The following is a 17,948-nucleotide window of genomic DNA, read 5'->3' as shown; positions in this document are numbered from 1 at the left end:
TTTTGATACTCAGTAGTGTAGCATAACTGACAATCTGTTTTAGTAAAAAATGAGTGCTATGGCAAAAAATCAACTCTCCCAAAATCAAAAAAGGCGCGTAGCGGCAAAACACCAGCAACGATTAGCTATAAAACAAGATGACAGTCTATCAAATTTTTCATCCCCTCGTGATGGTGTGGTGATAAGTCGTTTTGGTAAATCGGCTGATGTCGAAGATAGTGCTGGTCTTATTTATCGTTGTAGTATTCGGCGCACATTACCGTCGTTAGTCACTGGCGATAAAGTTTTATGGCGCGAAAGTTTAGAGCCGAATACCAATGGCATCATTGAAGCGGTTCATCCTCGGCACTCTGAGCTTGTTCGGCCTGATTTTTATGATGGTGTTAAACCTGTTGCCGCAAATGTTGATCAAATCGTGATTATTTCGGCTGTTTTGCCAGAACTATCACTAAATATTATCGATCGCTATTTAGTAGCTTGTGAAAGTACTGATATACAACCCATTATTGTTTTAAACAAGATTGATTTACTCAATGATCAGCAACGCGCTGATGTTGAAAAACAATTGGCGATTTATACCAAAATTGGTTATCAAGTGTTGTATGTTTCATGCCAGCATCAACAAGGTATTGCGGTATTACAAGATATCTTGCAAGGTAAGATTTCTATTTTAGTTGGGCAGTCAGGCGTGGGTAAATCAAGTATTATTAATTTACTGTTACCTCATCAATCACAATCAGCAATGATTGGGGATATTTCGGGAATATCAGGACTTGGTCAACACACCACAACCTCATCAAAGCTTTACCATTTACCAAATGGTGGCGATATTATTGATTCACCAGGTATCCGTGAATTTGGTTTATGGCACTTAGAGCCGGAGCAAGTGATTAGTGGTTTTAAAGAATTTAATAATTATTTAGGTGGTTGCCACTTTCGTGATTGTAATCATCTTGACACACCAGGATGTTTATTACAAAAAGCCGTGCAAGAGGGTGAAATTGCTCAATCAAGGTTAGATAACTATCATCGAATTTTGCAGTCAATGCAAGAAGTTAAAGCAAAAACCAATAAAAGCTATAAATAGGCAGCTGTATTATTTGGAGATAACAGTTGCAACAAGGTTTAGATTATGTAATTTTCTATTTTCGTAGTGATAAACATATCTATATTTTTATACTCTGGCGATATTTCTGTCGAAATATGCCTTTCAATCCTGTCATCATGGTAAATATAATTGATTGCAATATTGGTATAGATATTGAAAATAGTTTATCGATCGCTATCGAGTGAATAAACCATGCCTTACTATCTGCATTAAGGATGGTATGGTATTGGGTTTTTCGTCCTGCCTTAATTTTTCAAATTTTTCCAATAAGTATTCGCATGTTGATTTTATGTAGCTTTATGATGTTTTGTTGCTTTTTTAGTTAAGCAAAAAATAAAAAAACCATCACCTGATTAATTGTATTTAATATAGCCACATCGTACGCTTTCTTTTATAATATTGTTCTATTTCCCCCCTATTTTTGGCTTAAAAAGAGTAATTTTCATGAAAATTTTAGCTGGCTGTTCTGCTTTATCTGCATTTCGTATTAGTAAAATCTTATCTACTTGTTGTGAAAAATCCATCCCTGTTATTGGTATTGAAGCCCAATATCTCCATTTTGTTGATTTGGCTGATAAATTGACGGACAAACAACAATTAACGCTAGATAGATTATTGCAATATGGTCCTAAAACTGCACAAATAAATATCAAAGATAAATCCATTAAACAACTCTTTTTAGTCACGCCTAGAGCTGGAACCATTTCGCCTTGGTCGTCAAAAGCGACGGACATTGCGCATAATTGCGGCTTGTCGCAGATTCGCCGTATTGAACGAGGAATCGCTTATTATGTGCAAGTGAGTTCGCCATTAACCGATTCACAAAAAAATGATTTTTTATCATTGATTCACGATCGCATGATGGAAGCTGTTTTTAGTCGTGTTGAGCAAGCCGAGCAGCTATTCCACGTTGAGTCTCCAACGCCTGTGACAACCGTTGATTTATTAGCCCAAGGGCGCAAAGCGTTAGAAGATGCTAACCTTAAATTAGGTTTAGCGTTAGCATCTGATGAGATTGATTATTTAGTTGAAAATTTTAAAAAATTAAAACGTAATCCGACTGATATTGAACTTTATATGTTTGCGCAAGCCAACTCTGAGCATTGTCGCCATAAGATTTTTAATGCTGATTGGATTATTGATGGGGTAAAGCAGCCTAAATCACTGTTTAAGATGATCAAAAATACTTTTGAGCACACTCCTGATTATGTTTCGTCTGCTTATAAGGATAATGCCGCTGTGATGGATGGCTCGAAAGTTGGGCGCTTTTTTGCAGATAATGAGAATAAAACCTACGGTTATCATCAAGAATATGCAGATATTTTAATGAAAGTGGAAACGCATAATCATCCAACCGCCATATCGCCTTGGCCGGGAGCGGCAACGGGGAGTGGTGGTGAGATTCGTGACGAGGGTGCAACTGGGCGCGGGGCTAAACCGAAAGCCGGTTTAGTGGGTTTTTCGGTTTCTAACTTGCGGATCCCTAATTTTGAACAACCTTGGGAGCAAGATTTTGGTAAGCCTGATCGTATTGTCAGTGCGTTTGATATTATGATGGAGGGTCCTTTAGGGGGAGCAGCGTTTAATAATGAATTTGGTCGTCCGGCTTTATTAGGTTATTTTCGCACTTATGAAGAGCGAGTAAATAGCCATAATGGCGAAGAAGTGAGAGGTTATCATAAACCGATTATGTTAGCGGGTGGTATGGGTAATATTCGCCGTGAACATATTCAAAAAGGTGAGTTTCCGGCTGGCGCTAAGCTGATTGTGTTAGGTGGTCCTGCGATGAATATTGGCTTAGGTGGTGGGGCGGCGTCGTCTATGACATCAGGTCAATCCGATGCAGATCTGGATTTTGCTTCTGTTCAGCGCGATAACCCTGAAATGGAGCGCCGTTGTCAAGAAGTTATCGATCGCTGCTGGCAACTAGGTGAAGATAACCCTATCTTATTTATTCATGATGTGGGTGCTGGCGGTTTGTCTAATGCGATGCCTGAGCTGGTTAGTGACGGGGGCTGTGGTGGTAAATTTGAACTACGTAAAATACTCAGTGATGAGCCGGGAATGTCACCGCTAGAAATCTGGTGTAATGAATCGCAAGAACGTTATGTGCTTGCTATCCATCCGGATAAATTGGCTCTGTTTGATGAGCTTTGCCAACGCGAACGGGCGCCTTATGCTGTGATTGGTCAAGCAACTGCCAATAAAGCTGTTACTTTGCATGATGATCATTTTAATAATAATCCAATTGATCTACCATTGGATGTACTTCTTGGTAAAACGCCTAAAATGCAACGCGATGTAAAAACACATCAGGCGCATGGTGATAATTTTTCAACTGCTGACATTAATTTATATGATGCAGTCAAACGGGTTTTACATTTGCCAACGGTTGCCGAAAAGACCTTTTTAATTACCATTGGCGATCGCTCTGTGACGGGGATGGTATCGCGCGATCAAATGGTCGGTCCTTGGCAAGTACCTGTTGCCGATTGTGCTGTTACCACCGCAAGTTTTGATAGTTATTATGGCGAAGCTATGTCCATTGGGGAGCGCGCGCCAGTTGCACTAATTAACTTTGCTGCCTCGGCAAGGCTTGCTGTTGGTGAGGCGATTACCAATATTGCCGCAACGAATATTGGCGATATCAAACGCATTAAGCTTTCAGCTAACTGGATGGCTGCCGCTGGCCATCCGGGTGAAGATGCTGGGCTTTATCAGGCCGTTAAAGCAATAGGTGAAGATCTATGCCCAGCATTGGGACTTGCAATTCCAGTTGGTAAAGATTCGATGTCGATGAAAACCACATGGCAACAAGATGGCGAACAAAAAACAGTGACGTCGCCGTTATCGTTGGTTATTTCGGCATTTGCACGCGTTGAAGATGTGCGTAAAACCGTGACACCACAATTGCGTGCCGATCAAGATAATACGTTATTGTTGGTTGATTTATCAAACGGTCATCAAGCGTTAGGTGCAACTGCGCTGGCGCAAGTGTATCGTCATTTAGGTCAACAAACAGCGGATGTGCATAACCCTAAAGAGCTGCTTAATTTTTATCAAGCAATTCAAGCCTTAGTCAGTCAAAATGCTCTGCTTGCTTATCATGATCGTTCCGATGGAGGGCTGTTTGTGACATTGGCTGAGATGGCTTTTGCAGGGCATTGTGGTGTTGATGTTGATATTTCTCAATTAGGTCATGATGTGATTGCTTCGCTATTTAATGAGGAGCTTGGTGCTGTTATTCAGGTGGCTAATAGTTGTTTAGACGATGTAATGGCTTGCTTTAAGCAGTTTGGCTTATCTCATACGGTTCATGCTTTGGGTAGTGCTAAAGCAGGACAACAATTTATTGTGCGCAACAAATCTGCTGTGGTTTATAGTGAGTCGCGCTCAATGTTAAGAACATGGTGGGCCGAAACAACTTGGCAGATGCAGCGGTTACGTGACAATCCTGAGTGTGCAGATCAAGAACATCAAGCGAAACAAAATGAAGATGATCCAGGACTAAGTGTGCACTTAACTTTCGACCCACAAAAGGATATTACTGTGCCTTATATTGCTAAAGGTGCAAAACCTAAAGTTGCCATTTTACGTGAACAAGGGGTTAATTCGCATGTCGAAATGGCCGCCGCATTCGATCGAGCTGGTTTTGAAGCCATTGATGTACATATGACGGATTTACTTTCAGGTCGTATTACGCTTGAGCCATTTAGTACACTGGTTGCTTGTGGTGGCTTTTCTTATGGTGATGTGTTGGGTGCTGGCGAAGGTTGGGCTAAATCAGTGCTGTTTAATGAGCGAGTTCGATATGAGTTTGAGCAGTTTTTCCATCGCGGCGATACGTTATCGTTAGGGGTTTGTAATGGTTGCCAAATGATGTCAAACCTTAATGATCTGATTCCAGGGGCTGATTTGTGGCCTCGTTTTGTGCGTAATTTGTCAGAACGTTTTGAAGCGCGCTTTAGCTTAGTGCAAATTCAATCAAGCCCATCTTTGCTTTTTACTGATATGGCGGGCTGTTATATGCCAATTGCGGTTTCGCATGGGGAAGGACGGGTTGAGGTTAGTGATGATACGCATCTAACCAATTTAGAAGCATCAGGATTAATTGCGGTACGTTATATTGACCATTTTGGTAAAGTAACACAGCAATACCCTGCTAATCCAAATGGTTCTCCAAATGGGATCACTGCAGTCACCTCTAAAGATGGTCGCGCAACGATTATGATGCCTCATCCTGAGCGTGTATTTAGAACTGTAACAAATTCTTGGTACCCAGATAATTGGGGCGAAGATAGCCCATGGATGCGAATGTTCCGTAATGCTCGTAAGCAGCTAGGTTAAAAAATATATCGCCGATAATAATGTCGGCGATATATTTATCTATTGATCGATTAAGCTGTAACCGATTGCTTTTGCCTTTCAATCAGTGGTTGTGCTAAAACATGATCCATTTTTCGCAATAGTGTGTCTGTTTCTTCCCAGTTAATGCATGCATCAGTAACCGACACGCCATATTTGAAGTCCTCTGGTGGTTGTTCAGAAGATTGGTTGCCTTCAAATAAATTACTTTCAATCATCACGCCAATAATTGAATTATTACCATGTTTGATTTGTTCAATAATTGATTCAGCAACAACAGGTTGATTACGATAATCTTTATTGGAATTGGCATGGCTACAATCAATCATTAAGTTGGGTTGCAATCCCGCCTTTTTCATTTGTGCCTCACATAATGCGACATTTTCAGCGTCAAAGTTAGGTGATTTACCGCCACGCAAAATAACATGACCATGTGGGTTACCCATAGTTTGTAAAACGGTTACTTGCCCTTTTTGATTAATGCCCACAAAACGGTGAGGCATAGAGGCTGATTTCATGGCGTTAATGGCGACATCTAAACTACCATCTGTTCCATTTTTAAAACCAACAGGCATTGAAAGCCCTGAGGCCATTTCTCGATGTGTTTGTGACTCTGTGGTTCTTGCGCCAATTGCTGACCAACTAATCAAATCCCCAATATATTGTGGTGTATTGGGATCTAACGCTTCGGTTGCAATAGGTAAGCCAATTTCAGCAATATCGAGCAGTAATTTACGTGCTTTTTTTAGTCCATGCTCAATATCAAATGAGCTATCCATATGAGGATCGTTAATCAAACCTTTCCAACCAACAGTAGTTCTTGGTTTTTCAAAATAAACACGCATGACGATAAATAAGTGATCTTTAACTTCGTCTGAGAGTTTTTTTAATTTATGCGCATATTCCAGTGCTGCAATAGGATCATGAATAGAGCAAGGACCACAGACGATAAGCAATCGGTGATCGCGTCTATCTAAAATATCCACAACAGTTTGGCGTGATGAAGCAATTTGATTTTTTAAGTCTTCAGAAAGAGGGGAAAGCTGTTTTATTTCTTCGGGTGTGATTAACATGTGTTCGTCTCGGATTCGGACATTATTTAGGGTATCTTTTAACATTATTATTTTCCTTGTTAAAATCATTTATACTTTATATGTAAAACATTAATTACATAAACGGTTATTATGTAAACACAAAATTACATAATAGTAAATTAAATTTTCAATATTTACTAAGTAATTAGTCTTTTAAATTTTGTGATTTGATAGAAAATAAATTTAAAAAATAGGTATCTGAGTAAGCAAATATAAAAGATGTGTAATAAAATATTTACATTAAGCTGAGTAAGTTTATGATGTGATTTTTTGATGTGAACGCATTTCATCTTGTTGATGAGATGCGTTAATCTTGTTATATATCAATTGCAGTGGTTTTTTATTACTGTCAATGACACGGCCAGTTTTTACCAATCATTAAGTAAGTTGTATAGATTGAAATACCACGTCTTTATCAATGCCGTCCAGCACTTGAACATGCCCAATTTTAGTGGGTACAACTAGCCGTAGTTGTCCGGATAGTACCTTTTTATCTCGTAACATATGTGGTAGGTAAGATTCAATCGGCATTGTTGTTGGTCTGTTAACTGGTAGCTTAGCACGAATTAATAAGTTTTTAATCCGTTCAATATCTGCTTGGGTTAATTTACCAAGTAATTTTGCTGTTTGTGCAGCCATTAGCATACCGACACTGACGGCTTCGCCATGTAGCCAGTTTCCATAACCCAGTTCTGCCTCTATTGCGTGCCCATAAGTATGACCAAGATTTAATATCGCGCGTATGCCTTGTTCTGTTTCGTCTGCAGCAACAACTTGTGCTTTAAGCTTACAACAATGATAAATACAGTAGCTTAATGCATTAACATCTAGGTTTAGTAAATCGTCGATGTGTGCTTCTAACCAACTAAAAAATTCAGCATCTAAAATAATACCGTATTTTATTACTTCAGCAAGTCCTGCTGAAAGCTCTCGTGGCGGTAATGTTTTTAAACAATTAAGATCAATGACAACTGATTGCGGTTGATAAAATGCGCCAATCATATTTTTACCCAGTGGATGATTGATCGCTGTTTTGCCACCTACAGATGAGTCAACTTGGGACAGTAGTGTAGTGGGTACTTGAATAAACTTAATGCCACGTTGATAAGCTGAAGCGGCAAAGCCAGCCACATCGCCAATTACGCCGCCACCTAATGCAATCAATATTGAGCTTCGGGTATGATTATGGGCAAGTAAGGCTGTGAGTATCATGTTCCATGTTTCCATCGTTTTATACTGCTCACCATCAGGAACCACGACAGAATCGGTTTTTACACCATGCTTTTCAAGCATATCAATTAATGTTTGTAAATAAAGGGGCGCGATAGTTTCATTCGTAGCAATGAGCACGCGTTGACCAGCTTGGAGTTTAAAATGTTGAAATTCGCCTAGTAGATTTTCACCAATGGTGATGGGATAACGACGTTTAGCCAGCTCCACATTTAATATTTTATGCATATTAACTTCCAGATAAGTCAAAACCATTTATTGTTGCATGTTAACGATAAAAAAGTAGCAGCGCAACTTAGAATCATTTAAACTTAATGTTAATTTTATTTGTGATGTTGAATTTTATATGTCTTTATCTATTGTTTTAGCGCAAAAAAATTGGCGTGTTGGCGATATAGAAGGAAATGCTCAGCAGATAGTTGAGCTCATGCATAGCCACTCATCTTATGATCTTATTATTTTTTCAGAACTTGCGTTATGTGGATATCCTCCAGAAGATTTAGTTTATCGATCTGATTTTAAAGATCGCTGCCAGAAGGCGTTGGCTTTAATTCAACAATCAAGTGAACACTGTGCAGTTATTGTTGGACACCCACACTGGTATGCTGGCTGTATTTATAATTCATTATCTTTCTTTTCTGCCGGTAAGTTATTAGCGCGTTATCACAAACAGCAGTTACCCAATTATGATGTATTTGATGAAAAGCGTTATTTTACTGCTGACAATCAAACTTGCGTCGTCGATTTTAAAGGCAAAAAGATTGGTTTATTAATTTGTGAAGATCTTTGGCAAATTGAGCCGGTTGATAATATTCATATGGCTCAGGCTGATTTTGTTGTCACCATTAACGCTTCCCCTTATGATTGTGAAAAACAGAAACATCGCCATAATTTAGTTAAACAACATGCAAAACGAACTGGTCTACCTGTTATTTATGTCAATCAAGTGGGGGGGCAAGATGAGTTGGTATTTGACGGCGGATCTTTTATTTGTAATGAACTTGGCAAGATTGTTTGCCAGCTAAGATCATTTGAAGAAGAGATTGCTTGTTTTGAATTGGGTGTCAATCATCCTGCGATAATTGATAAGAATGAAAATAATCAATTAGCTTCAGTTTATGATGCATTGGTACTTGCAACTCGCGATTATGTGACTAAAAATGGCTTCCAAGGTGCTGTTTTAGGACTTTCTGGTGGGATTGATTCTGCTTTAACCCTTGCTATTGCGGTAGATGCTTTAGGTAAAGATAAAGTACAGGCGGTGATGATGCCATTTCGTTATACAGCCGATATTAGTATTGCAGATGCTAAAGAGGAAGCTGAAATATTAGGGGTTGAATTTGATATTATTTCAATTGAACCTATGTTTGATGCATTTATGGCCTCGCTCAATCCAATGTTTGTTGGCACACAACAAGATACCACAGAAGAAAACCTACAGGCGCGTTGTCGTGGAGTGATTTTAATGGCGCTATCAAATAAACGGCGCAGACTGGTACTGACAACAGGCAATAAAAGCGAAATGTCGGTAGGTTATGCAACGCTTTATGGCGATATGGCCGGTGGTTTTGATGTACTCAAAGATGTACCTAAAACCATGGTGTTTGCGTTGTCAAAATACCGTAATACGCGTTCTTATGTTATTCCTGAGAGAGTGATAACACGACCACCTTCAGCGGAGTTAGCACCTGATCAGAAAGATGAAGATAGTTTACCGCCGTATGATGTTTTAGATGGAATTTTGGAAGGTTATGTTCAACACGATCTTTCCGTTGAACAACTTATTGCACAAAATTATGATGAAGCAACGGTAAGAAGGGTTATTAAATTGGTTGATATCAATGAGTATAAACGGCGTCAATCAGCAATTGGTCCGAAAATCACAACTCGTAATTTTGGCAAAGGTCGTCGTTATCCAATCACTAGTGCTTTTGGGTTTGAAAATTGGTAATATCGAGTTAAGGGAAATTAGATATGAAAAAAATTGAAGCTATTATTAAACCATTCAAATTAGATGATATTCGAGAGGCACTTGCTGATCAAGGTATTACCGGTATGACAGTGACAGAAGTCAAAGGTTTTGGTCGGCAAAAGGGGCATACCGAACTATATCGTGGCGCGGAATATATGGTCGATTTTTTGCCAAAAGTAAAAATTGAACTTGTTGTATCAGATGATATTTTAGAAATGTGCATTGAGACCATTATGAAAACAGCACAAACAGGCAAAATTGGTGATGGCAAAATTTTTGTTTATAACGTTGAACAAGTCATTCGTATTCGAACAGGCGAAATGGATGAGTCTGCAATTTAGTTTATAATATCGGGGCGTTCTTGTTTTAGTAATTCTGAGGTCACCGTACCTTGAATCGAACAAATAAGAAGGTTCATATTTGCATCTTTCTCAAGTAATAGTAGTTTTTCGGTAGTGTCCGGTGCTGGAATGGTTTTTACACCAACAACAGTGCCGTTATTTTTTTCCCAGATTTGGATCTCATCATTAATATTACGAATCATTGGATTTCCAATATAGAGAATATTATCTTCCATACTTTGCCAATCTATAAAATTCAATGTTTCTTTAATTTGGTTGATATCATTATCGATGATAAATCCCCAGAAATAATATTTTCCCATTTTGCCAAGATTCATTGCATGATCATAATAGCCTGTGATTGTCAGGTCTTTATAGCTCATAGGTTTTTTGAAATAAACATAATTTTTGGCTATATCATAACGATTTTCGACAGAAATGTAAGCTTGATTTCGGTTAAAAATTTTGATGTTAGTATGTTTTCTTAGTTTATTTTTATTGATATAAACTTTTCTAAAAAAATCAGGAGTACAAAGTGTTAACGAATCAATTAATGGCAATTTATCGGCAGATACAGCAAAAGTGTAAAACATAAAAAATAAAGCAATAATTTTTTTTATCATATTGATTGGATTTAACAAAAATTAAGTATTATTCAGTTAATTGGCTTTGATTGTATAATTATTACGCCAGAATAACAATGTTAAAGCAATTTTTCTTTTTCAAGAATTATTAATATTTTTCTTTGATCATGTTTTGTAAAGTCAACACAACTTTATAAAAGTATAATTTATCAAGTCATAACATATTTAATATTTATATATGGAATGCAGATCGCATAATGATGAATTTATTTGGAAATAGTTTGAATATAAAATCGCTATAATTTAGATTAATTGGTAAGTTACTTCAGTTACTTAATAAAGTTTAGATGGAAATTAATTATGTGCTCAACATTTGCAAATCGAATTTTAACAGAGCTTTCTGATGTTAAAGATATTTCAATCAAAACATTTTTTGGCGGATTTAGTGTTAATAGTAGGGATACAATGTTTGGCTGGATTACCAAGAAAGACTTTTATTTAAGAGGACATGCTGATTATCGTTCATTATTTATTGATTTAGGTATGCAGCCGTTAAGTATAACAACCGGCATGTCAACCAAGTTACTTGATTATTATAAAGTTAATGATGAACTTTTTAAGGATCGTGAAAAATTATTAATTATGGTGAAAATGGTGATTAAATACACTAAAAAGGAGCTACATGAAAAAAATACAATTAAAGCAAAACGAATAAAAGAACTGCCTAACATGACTTTGTCGTTAGAAAGATTACTGTGTAGTGTCGGCATCAAAGATGTTGAAACATTTCAAAAAGTAGGGTATTTGAGTGCATATTATAAAATAAAAAAGAAAAAAGAGGCAATTTCAATGAATATATTGTTTGTCTTATATAGTTCATTACATCGCTTTCATGTTGCTACCTTATCGATGGAAACTAAAAAAGAAATTGAGTTTGAATATCAATGCTTTGTAAAGCAAATGGATAAATATTTACATAAAGAATAATTTTGATATGCAATCATTAATCAAATTATAGTAATAATATTGTTATAACAGCTATCTAATAATGATTTCCTACAAAGTATAATTATATTTTTAGATAGCTTTTGATAATTAGTATTATTAATTTTTTTGTTACTATTTAATTAGTTAGAAGATTTTCTGCGTGGTGGACGCCTAAAAGGTCTTGGGGATGGCAAATTAGTCAATAATGCCGAACGATCATACTGGCTAACGGGAATAGCATGATTAATTGCTTTTTCAATAGCAGGTAAATTTTGCGAATAACGCTCACAGGCTAGGGAAATCGAGTAACCTTCAGCCCCAGCTCGTCCTGTCCTCCCAATTCGATGACGATAATCATCACAGTCGTCGGGTAGATCATAATTGAAGACGTGAGTCACATTAGGAATGTGTAATCCTCTTGCAGCGACATCGGTGGCGACTAAAATATCAAGATGTCCTTGAGTAAATTGTTCTAAAATTGATAAACGCTTTTTCTGGGCAATATCACCGGTTAATAGTCCAACACGATGACCATCAGCAATAAGATGTCGCCAAATTTTTTCGCATGTTACTTTGGTATTGGCAAATACAATACAGCGATCTGGCCATTCTTCCTCAATCAGGGTTTGCAAAAGTGCTAATTTATCTTCATCGGATGGAAAAAACAGCTCTTCTTTGATGCGATGACCAATTTTTTGTTCCGGTTCAACTTCGACATATTGGGGATTGTTCATGTGTTCAAAGGCTAATTCACGCACATTATGTGTTAATGTTGCAGAAAACAACATGGTTAATCTTTTTTGTGGTGGAGTGATATGTTTAAAAATCCAACGTATATCGCGGATAAATCCTAAATCAAACATGCGGTCAGCTTCATCTAACACGACAACTTGAATTGCATCTAAATTAATGTAATTTTGCTTCGCATAATCAATCAAGCGACCTGTTGTTGCAATTAAAATATCCACTCCTGTGGATAGAACTTTTAATTGTTTATCATAGCCATCACCACCAAAAGCTAATCCTAATTGTAACCCGGTTGCTTTAGATAATGGTTCAGCATCATGATATATTTGCACAACTAATTCGCGTGTTGGTGCAATAATAATAGCTCTTGGTTGATTGGTTTTGTGGTCGGGTAAAGGTTCATGATTCAACAAATGATTAAATGTTGATGCCAAAAACGCCATGGTTTTGCCTGTTCCTGTTTGTCCTTGTCCTGCAATATCAATTCCTTGAGTGGTTAATGGTAATGTTTTTTCTTGAATAGGGGTACAATAAACAAATTCCTTTTTCTCAAGCGCTTTTAACACTAAAGGATGAAGAGGAAATTGGCTAAAAGTTGTTTTGGTAAGATATGATTGAATCATTATGGTTGCGAATATAATTATCAGAGTTTTAATATTATACCACACTAAATACAGTGGTATCACTAATAATTATATCCTATTATACTAATTACTAGTAGATGAATTCAAAGTCATCTATTATGGGGATAAGTTAAAAATATTGGAGATAAAAATGAGTAATAACATCGTTCAGTTATCAGAAGCTACATTCGATAAAACAGTTAATGAATCAGCAAAACCAGTACTTGTTGATTTTTGGGCTTCGTGGTGTGGTCCTTGTAAAATGATTGCTCCAATTTTGGAAGAAATAGCTCAAGAATATGGTGATAAGATCGTTATTGCCAAATTGAATGTTGAAGAAAATCCAAATGTAGCACCTAGATTTGGTATTCGAGGGATTCCTACTTTATTGATTTTTAAAAATGGGCAAGTTGTTGCGACTCAGGTAGGCGCTTTATCTAAAGCTCAGCTTAAAGATTTCATCGATCCTCAATTATAATAGATACCTACTAGCTGATAAAATAATCTAAAAGTAATGAATTATGCATTACTTTTAGATGATGCTAACTATAGTAATAATTCAAAAATACTGCTTTTCGTTTAGTAACATAACAGTAAAATAAATTATATCATTTCTAATGATGATTTAATTTCTCTTTACTTGCTTACCTGCAAAAAATTTTACAAAAAAAGATGATTATTTTTATAACACTCTTTTATTTTTTGTAAAAAAGATTATCTTATTAGACATTCAAGATAACTTCCCTCAATTGATTAAAAATAATGAAATTATATGGTCTTTCTGGCACCAAAATTAGCTGTGCGTTTATCTCTGCATGTATCAGTAACCCTTACAACACAACTCGTTTTCTCAAGGATTTAATAGCCGGAATAACTGTTGGTATTATTGCTATACCATTAGCAATGGCTCTTGCAATCGCTAGTGGTGTGCCACCACAGTATGGTCTATATACAGCAATTATAGCGGGCTTTGTGATTGCATTAACGGGGGGATCGCGTTTTAGTGTTTCTGGTCCTACTGCTGCATTTGTAGTGATTTTATATCCTGTATCATTACAATATGGATTATCTGGATTACTCGTTGCAACATTACTATCCGGTATATTTCTTGTATTAATGGGATTGATTCGATTAGGTCGATTAATCGAATATATTCCATTACCTGTTGTATTAGGGTTCACATCAGGTATTGCCATAACTATTGCGACCATGCAAATTAAAGATTTTTTTGGCTTGACGCTTGAGCATATGCCAGAAAGTTATATCGAAAAAGTTATTGAATTAACTAAAATGCTACCGACTATCAATATTGCCGATACCATAGTTGGCGTGGTAACACTGATGGTGTTAATTATATGGCCAAAGCTTAGCGTTAAAATATCAGGGCACTTACCCGCACTGATTGCTGGCATTGCTGTCATGTTTATTTTTAATCAATTTGGCTATCAAATTGAAACGATTGGTTCTCGATTTACCTATACGCTGGCCGATAATACAATAGGTCATGGTATACCCGCTGTACTGCCAAAATTTGTTCTACCTTGGCAGCATGCTGAGTTTAATTGGGATTGGTCAATACTCACAGCGCTATTACCAATTTCGCTAACCATGGCAATGTTATGCGCAATTGAATCACTACTGTGTGCTGTTGTATTAGATGAAATGACGCACACCAAACATCACTCAAATAGCGAGCTAATTGGTCAAGGTTTAGGAAATATTATTGCGCCCTTTTTTGGTGGTATTTCAGCAACTGCGGCTATTGCGCGGTCGGCTGCAAATGTCAAAGCTGGGGCAACATCGCCGATTGCTGCCGTTTTGCATTCATTCGTTGTGTTACTTGCATTAATTTGCTTTGCACCAGCATTATCATTTATCCCACTTTCGGCAATGGCTGCATTGTTACTTATCGTGGCATGGAATATGAGTGCGATTCAACGGGTCATTTATATTATCAAATGTGCGCCAAAAGATGATATTTTAATTATGCTTATTTGCATGTCGCTAACAGTACTATTTGATATGGTGATTGCAATTACACTTGGGATTGTGCTTGCATCAATCCTATTTATGCGCCGTATTGCTCGAATGACTCGCTTAGTTGAGCTAAATCGCAGTGATGATAAAACTTTAGTGTTACGTATTAATGGACCACTGTTTTTTGCTGCTGCAGAACGTACATTCTTAGAGATCTATCAAAAAATTAATGGGTATGAACACATAGTGCTACAATGGGACGCAGTACCTATTCTTGATGCTGGTGGACTTAATGCTTTAATACACTTTATCGATGAATTACCTGAACATGTTGATCTATCAATTTGCGAATTACAATTTCAACCATTAAAAACATTAGCTCGTGCCAAAATTGTTCCAATTTCTAACAAGCTTATGTTCTATTCAACATTAGATGAAGCACTGAAAGATAAAGATTAATTCTAAAATTAGTTTTATTATATTGAATAATTTATATGCACAGTAATTATGTATAAAACATAATTACTGTGTAATAAATTGTACCTTCACTACCTTTTTTTTCATTTACTAATCGCTGTTGAGGGGTTAAAGTCTTAACAGTGGTTTGAATTTGAAATCCAAAATTAACTCATAAAATAGGTAAATAACATGATATCTAACGAAAACAAGTTCCACGCTCTTAAAGAAAAATCAAGCGGGTTTATTTTAGTCGGTGTTATTTTAATTGTATTAGGGTGCTTAGCATTAGGTTATCAGTTCATAGCAACCGTTTTTTCTATCTATTTTATTGGCTCATTACTTTTAATTGCAGGTATTGCTCAAGCACTGCACTCTTTTAGAATAAAAAGTTTTGGTCAATCAGCATTATGGGCGGTGATGGGGATTTTATACATTTTTATTGGGTTAATGTCATTTTTCCAACCCGTTGCTGTTTCATCTGCCTTAACATTAGTGATGTCGTTTTTGTTAATTATGGGCGGCTTTACCCAAATATTTGCTGCTATAAATAATCGTAATTTACCTAGTTGGGGATGGGTTTTAACTTCTGGAATTATTACATTAATTTTAGGATTTATGATTATTGCAGGTTGGCCGTATGACAGTCTTTGGATATTAGGTATGTTTTTAGGCATTGACCTGATATTCCAAGGATGGGCCTATGTCGCTATCGGTTTTGCATTAAAAAAGTAGATTTTAAATAGGTTATCTCATTGCTCACAATCTGTTGGTTTCCAATAGGTTATTACCTCTTATTGTGGGCAAAATAAAGAATTGGTTGGTATATTATATTAATCAGCAATGTGAGTTTTGTGAGTGATAATCATGATACCATTATTTTTACTCGTTCCGACAAAGTCCTATTCCTCTTGGTTCAATCTGTAACTAAAAGTTAATCATAACTAAATTATCCATTTCAAAAGAACTAATAATAAATTTTCACCTATCATTTTTCTATAAGTGTAAGAAATTTAAAGATTAGTTGGTAAAATAAGAAAACGGTTAATATGCCATTTTTCATCTTTAAATTTTTATAATAAAAACAATTGTTTATAAGATAATTCATTTTTAAAAAAAGTTAAAAAAAGTTAAAAAAGTTGGTAGAATTTTGTACTTGAATATTTTAATTATAAAACAATATGTTATAATTAGAGTGTTCCCTATACACATAGGGATAAACCGTTAGAGCAATTCATAAAAGAATAACGTTTCAAGTGTTCCCTATACACATAGGGATAAACCGCGGACAATTGACCAAAATTCACTTTCTCACATGTGTTCCCTATACACATAGGGATAAACCGGTAAAACAATACAAGCCAAACAGATTGAAATGCGTGTTCCCTATACACATAGGGATAAACCGTTTTACTTCGTAATCACATGGTAATAAATTCAGTGTTCCCTATACACATAGGGATAAACCGGGCAGAAAAATGGGTAAAGGTTCAGGAAAGGCGTGTTCCCTATACACATAGGGATAAAACACATAAAACGATTTTGAGTAAAGCCTTTGATAGGGAGAATCAGATTATTTTAAGTGTAGTGTAAACAATTTAGCTCTTTTTATAACTAAATTTTAACTGTTTGATATAATTTGTTTTTATTGAATCAACGATGGCGTTGATATAATGTGTCTAAAATATATCGTAATTTTTTGACCTCTAATTGGCCGGGTGCCGATGCATTTTTAGCTGCTCCAAAGGTCATTGCTGAACCAAATGTGGAGCCTGCTATGCGGCTAATGATACCAAGATCTGCCATCGACATAGTGATAATGGGTTTTGTGGCGTATTTTTCGTTCATTTCAGTGGTTGCGGCAAGTAACGTTAATACATCATCGGTTGTTTGTGGCATGACGGCAATTTTAGGAATGTCGGCACCCAGATCTTGCATCTTTCTTAATCGATAGATGATATCGCTTTTAGAAGGGGTTTTTTCAAAATCATGGTTTGATGCGACCACAAAGACTCGATTTTTGTGTGCAACAGCTATCATATCTTTTACGTAATCGTCACCGGTGAACAACTCGATATCAATCAGATCGACAAGTCCACTACAAGCCATTACTTTATTTAATTGAATATAAGATGTTAATGGCCAAGGTTTGACGCCACCTTCCTTTGCAGTTCTAAAGGTGAATAAAAGTGGTTTATTCGGTAATAAATCGCCTATTTTCTTTGCCACTTCTTTTACTGCATTGATATTATCAACGTTCGTAAAGTGATCGACACGCCACTCTAAAACATCAAAATCAATAGATTGTAAAAGTTTAACTTCATCAATTAATTCTGCTTCAGTTTTACCAACAATTGGTACAATAATTTTGGGCGCACCCAAACCGATCTCAAGTTTTTTGATGGTAACTGTTTTCATTTCATATTCCGTTAGCTAACAATTGGGTTAATAGACGATAATTTTA

Annotated in this window: 13 protein-coding genes and 1 CRISPR repeat array; of the genes, 8 read left to right on the top strand and 5 right to left on the bottom strand. The window is 36.4% G+C overall.

Going from position 1 to position 17,948, the window contains the following annotated elements; genetic code table 11:
• Nucleotides 1-58: 58 nt before the first annotated feature.
• Nucleotides 59-1,087 carry a small ribosomal subunit biogenesis GTPase RsgA gene (gene rsgA / locus BQ5209_RS02865; protein ID WP_085247068.1) on the top strand — a complete coding sequence of 343 codons (1,029 nt, stop codon included), beginning with the start codon at nucleotides 59-61 and terminating at the stop codon, nucleotides 1,085-1,087.
• Nucleotides 1,088-1,552: 465 nt separating this feature from the next.
• A complete protein-coding gene (gene purL / locus BQ5209_RS02860; protein ID WP_085247067.1) occupies nucleotides 1,553-5,455 on the top strand; it encodes a phosphoribosylformylglycinamidine synthase in 3,903 nt (1,300 codons plus the stop codon).
• Between the two features lie 50 nt (nucleotides 5,456-5,505).
• Here purL and BQ5209_RS02855 read toward each other — a convergent pair whose 3' ends face one another.
• Together BQ5209_RS02855 and aroB are read right to left on the bottom strand one after the other, a co-directional pair.
• Nucleotides 5,506-6,591: a 3-deoxy-7-phosphoheptulonate synthase gene (locus BQ5209_RS02855; protein WP_085247066.1), complete on the bottom strand. Its 1,086-nt coding sequence runs from the start codon at nucleotides 6,589-6,591 to the stop codon at nucleotides 5,506-5,508.
• A 354-nt stretch (nucleotides 6,592-6,945) separates the two neighbouring features.
• A complete protein-coding gene (aroB, locus tag BQ5209_RS02850; protein ID WP_085247065.1) occupies nucleotides 6,946-8,025 on the bottom strand; it encodes a 3-dehydroquinate synthase in 1,080 nt (359 codons plus the stop codon).
• Between the two features lie 118 nt (nucleotides 8,026-8,143).
• Between aroB and BQ5209_RS02845 the strand changes: the two genes are divergently transcribed.
• Nucleotides 8,144-9,748, top strand: a complete 1,605-nt coding sequence (locus BQ5209_RS02845) for an NAD+ synthase (RefSeq protein WP_085247064.1) — start codon at nucleotides 8,144-8,146, stop codon at nucleotides 9,746-9,748.
• A 23-nt stretch (nucleotides 9,749-9,771) separates the two neighbouring features.
• Nucleotides 9,772-10,110 carry a nitrogen regulatory protein P-II gene (gene glnB, locus BQ5209_RS02840; RefSeq protein WP_085247063.1) on the top strand — a complete coding sequence of 113 codons (339 nt, stop codon included), beginning with the start codon at nucleotides 9,772-9,774 and terminating at the stop codon, nucleotides 10,108-10,110.
• On the opposite strand, the gene BQ5209_RS02835 is transcribed toward glnB, so the two are convergent.
• Nucleotides 10,107-10,733, bottom strand: a complete 627-nt coding sequence (locus tag BQ5209_RS02835) for a hypothetical protein (RefSeq protein ID WP_085247062.1) — start codon at nucleotides 10,731-10,733, stop codon at nucleotides 10,107-10,109. The two genes, glnB and BQ5209_RS02835, sit on opposite strands and share 4 nt — an antisense overlap.
• 321 nt (nucleotides 10,734-11,054) lie before the next feature.
• Here BQ5209_RS02835 and BQ5209_RS02830 point away from each other — a divergent pair, with 321 nt between their 5' ends.
• Entirely contained in the window at nucleotides 11,055-11,681 is a 627-nt protein-coding gene (locus BQ5209_RS02830) for a TfoX/Sxy family protein (RefSeq protein WP_085247061.1), read from the top strand.
• A 140-nt stretch (nucleotides 11,682-11,821) separates the two neighbouring features.
• Here BQ5209_RS02830 and rhlB read toward each other — a convergent pair whose 3' ends face one another.
• Nucleotides 11,822-13,051 (bottom strand): ATP-dependent RNA helicase RhlB, encoded by a 1,230-nt coding sequence (gene rhlB / locus BQ5209_RS02825; protein ID WP_085247060.1) that lies wholly within the window; start codon nucleotides 13,049-13,051, stop codon nucleotides 11,822-11,824.
• A 151-nt stretch (nucleotides 13,052-13,202) separates the two neighbouring features.
• On the opposite strand from rhlB, the gene trxA reads away from it, so the two are divergent.
• The 3 genes from trxA to BQ5209_RS02810 all read left to right on the top strand — a co-directional run bounded on the left by trxA (nucleotide 13,203) and on the right by BQ5209_RS02810 (nucleotide 16,219).
• The gene (gene trxA, locus BQ5209_RS02820; RefSeq protein ID WP_085247059.1) at nucleotides 13,203-13,529 is read left to right on the top strand and encodes a thioredoxin TrxA; all 327 of its coding nucleotides are present in this window, start codon (nucleotides 13,203-13,205) and stop codon (nucleotides 13,527-13,529) included.
• A gap of 284 nt (nucleotides 13,530-13,813) precedes the next feature.
• Nucleotides 13,814-15,487 carry a C4-dicarboxylic acid transporter DauA gene (gene dauA / locus BQ5209_RS02815; RefSeq protein ID WP_085247058.1) on the top strand — a complete coding sequence of 558 codons (1,674 nt, stop codon included), beginning with the start codon at nucleotides 13,814-13,816 and terminating at the stop codon, nucleotides 15,485-15,487.
• A 189-nt stretch (nucleotides 15,488-15,676) separates the two neighbouring features.
• The gene (locus BQ5209_RS02810) at nucleotides 15,677-16,219 is read left to right on the top strand and encodes an HdeD family acid-resistance protein (protein WP_085247057.1); all 543 of its coding nucleotides are present in this window, start codon (nucleotides 15,677-15,679) and stop codon (nucleotides 16,217-16,219) included.
• A 460-nt stretch (nucleotides 16,220-16,679) separates the two neighbouring features.
• Nucleotides 16,680-17,014: direct repeats of the CRISPR family, unit length 29 nt; unit sequence GTGTTCCCTATACACATAGGGATAAACCG.
• Nucleotides 17,015-17,137: 123 nt separating this feature from the next.
• On the opposite strand, the gene aroD is transcribed toward BQ5209_RS02810, so the two are convergent.
• Complete coding sequence (gene aroD / locus BQ5209_RS02805; protein ID WP_085247056.1) at nucleotides 17,138-17,902, bottom strand: type I 3-dehydroquinate dehydratase; 765 nt, start codon at nucleotides 17,900-17,902, stop codon at nucleotides 17,138-17,140.
• Nucleotides 17,903-17,948 lie beyond the last annotated feature (46 nt).

The organism is Gilliamella mensalis, from assembly GCF_900103085.1.
Lineage (GTDB): Bacteria > Pseudomonadota > Gammaproteobacteria > Enterobacterales > Orbaceae > Gilliamella > Gilliamella mensalis.
The sequence above is the reverse complement of the archived record's forward strand: the minus strand, read 5'-3'. Positions and strand labels throughout refer to the sequence as shown.

What these genes read in the sequence shown, in the direction of transcription:
- purL (WP_085247067.1), top strand. Translation starts at nt 1,553, where the DNA reads ATGAAAATTTTAGCTGGCTGTTCTGCTTTATCTGCATTTCGTATTAGT.
- BQ5209_RS02835 (WP_085247062.1), bottom strand. Translation starts at nt 10,733, where the DNA reads ATGATAAAAAAAATTATTGCTTTATTTTTTATGTTTTACACTTTTGCT.
- BQ5209_RS02855 (WP_085247066.1), bottom strand. Translation starts at nt 6,591, where the DNA reads ATGTTAAAAGATACCCTAAATAATGTCCGAATCCGAGACGAACACATG.
- aroD (WP_085247056.1), bottom strand. Translation starts at nt 17,902, where the DNA reads ATGAAAACAGTTACCATCAAAAAACTTGAGATCGGTTTGGGTGCGCCC.
- BQ5209_RS02845 (WP_085247064.1), top strand. Translation starts at nt 8,144, where the DNA reads ATGTCTTTATCTATTGTTTTAGCGCAAAAAAATTGGCGTGTTGGCGAT.
- glnB (WP_085247063.1), top strand. Translation starts at nt 9,772, where the DNA reads ATGAAAAAAATTGAAGCTATTATTAAACCATTCAAATTAGATGATATT.
- BQ5209_RS02830 (WP_085247061.1), top strand. Translation starts at nt 11,055, where the DNA reads ATGTGCTCAACATTTGCAAATCGAATTTTAACAGAGCTTTCTGATGTT.
- dauA (WP_085247058.1), top strand. Translation starts at nt 13,814, where the DNA reads ATGAAATTATATGGTCTTTCTGGCACCAAAATTAGCTGTGCGTTTATC.
- BQ5209_RS02810 (WP_085247057.1), top strand. Translation starts at nt 15,677, where the DNA reads ATGATATCTAACGAAAACAAGTTCCACGCTCTTAAAGAAAAATCAAGC.
- trxA (WP_085247059.1), top strand. Translation starts at nt 13,203, where the DNA reads ATGAGTAATAACATCGTTCAGTTATCAGAAGCTACATTCGATAAAACA.
- rsgA (WP_085247068.1), top strand. Translation starts at nt 59, where the DNA reads ATGGCAAAAAATCAACTCTCCCAAAATCAAAAAAGGCGCGTAGCGGCA.
- aroB (WP_085247065.1), bottom strand. Translation starts at nt 8,025, where the DNA reads ATGCATAAAATATTAAATGTGGAGCTGGCTAAACGTCGTTATCCCATC.
- rhlB (WP_085247060.1), bottom strand. Translation starts at nt 13,051, where the DNA reads ATGATTCAATCATATCTTACCAAAACAACTTTTAGCCAATTTCCTCTT.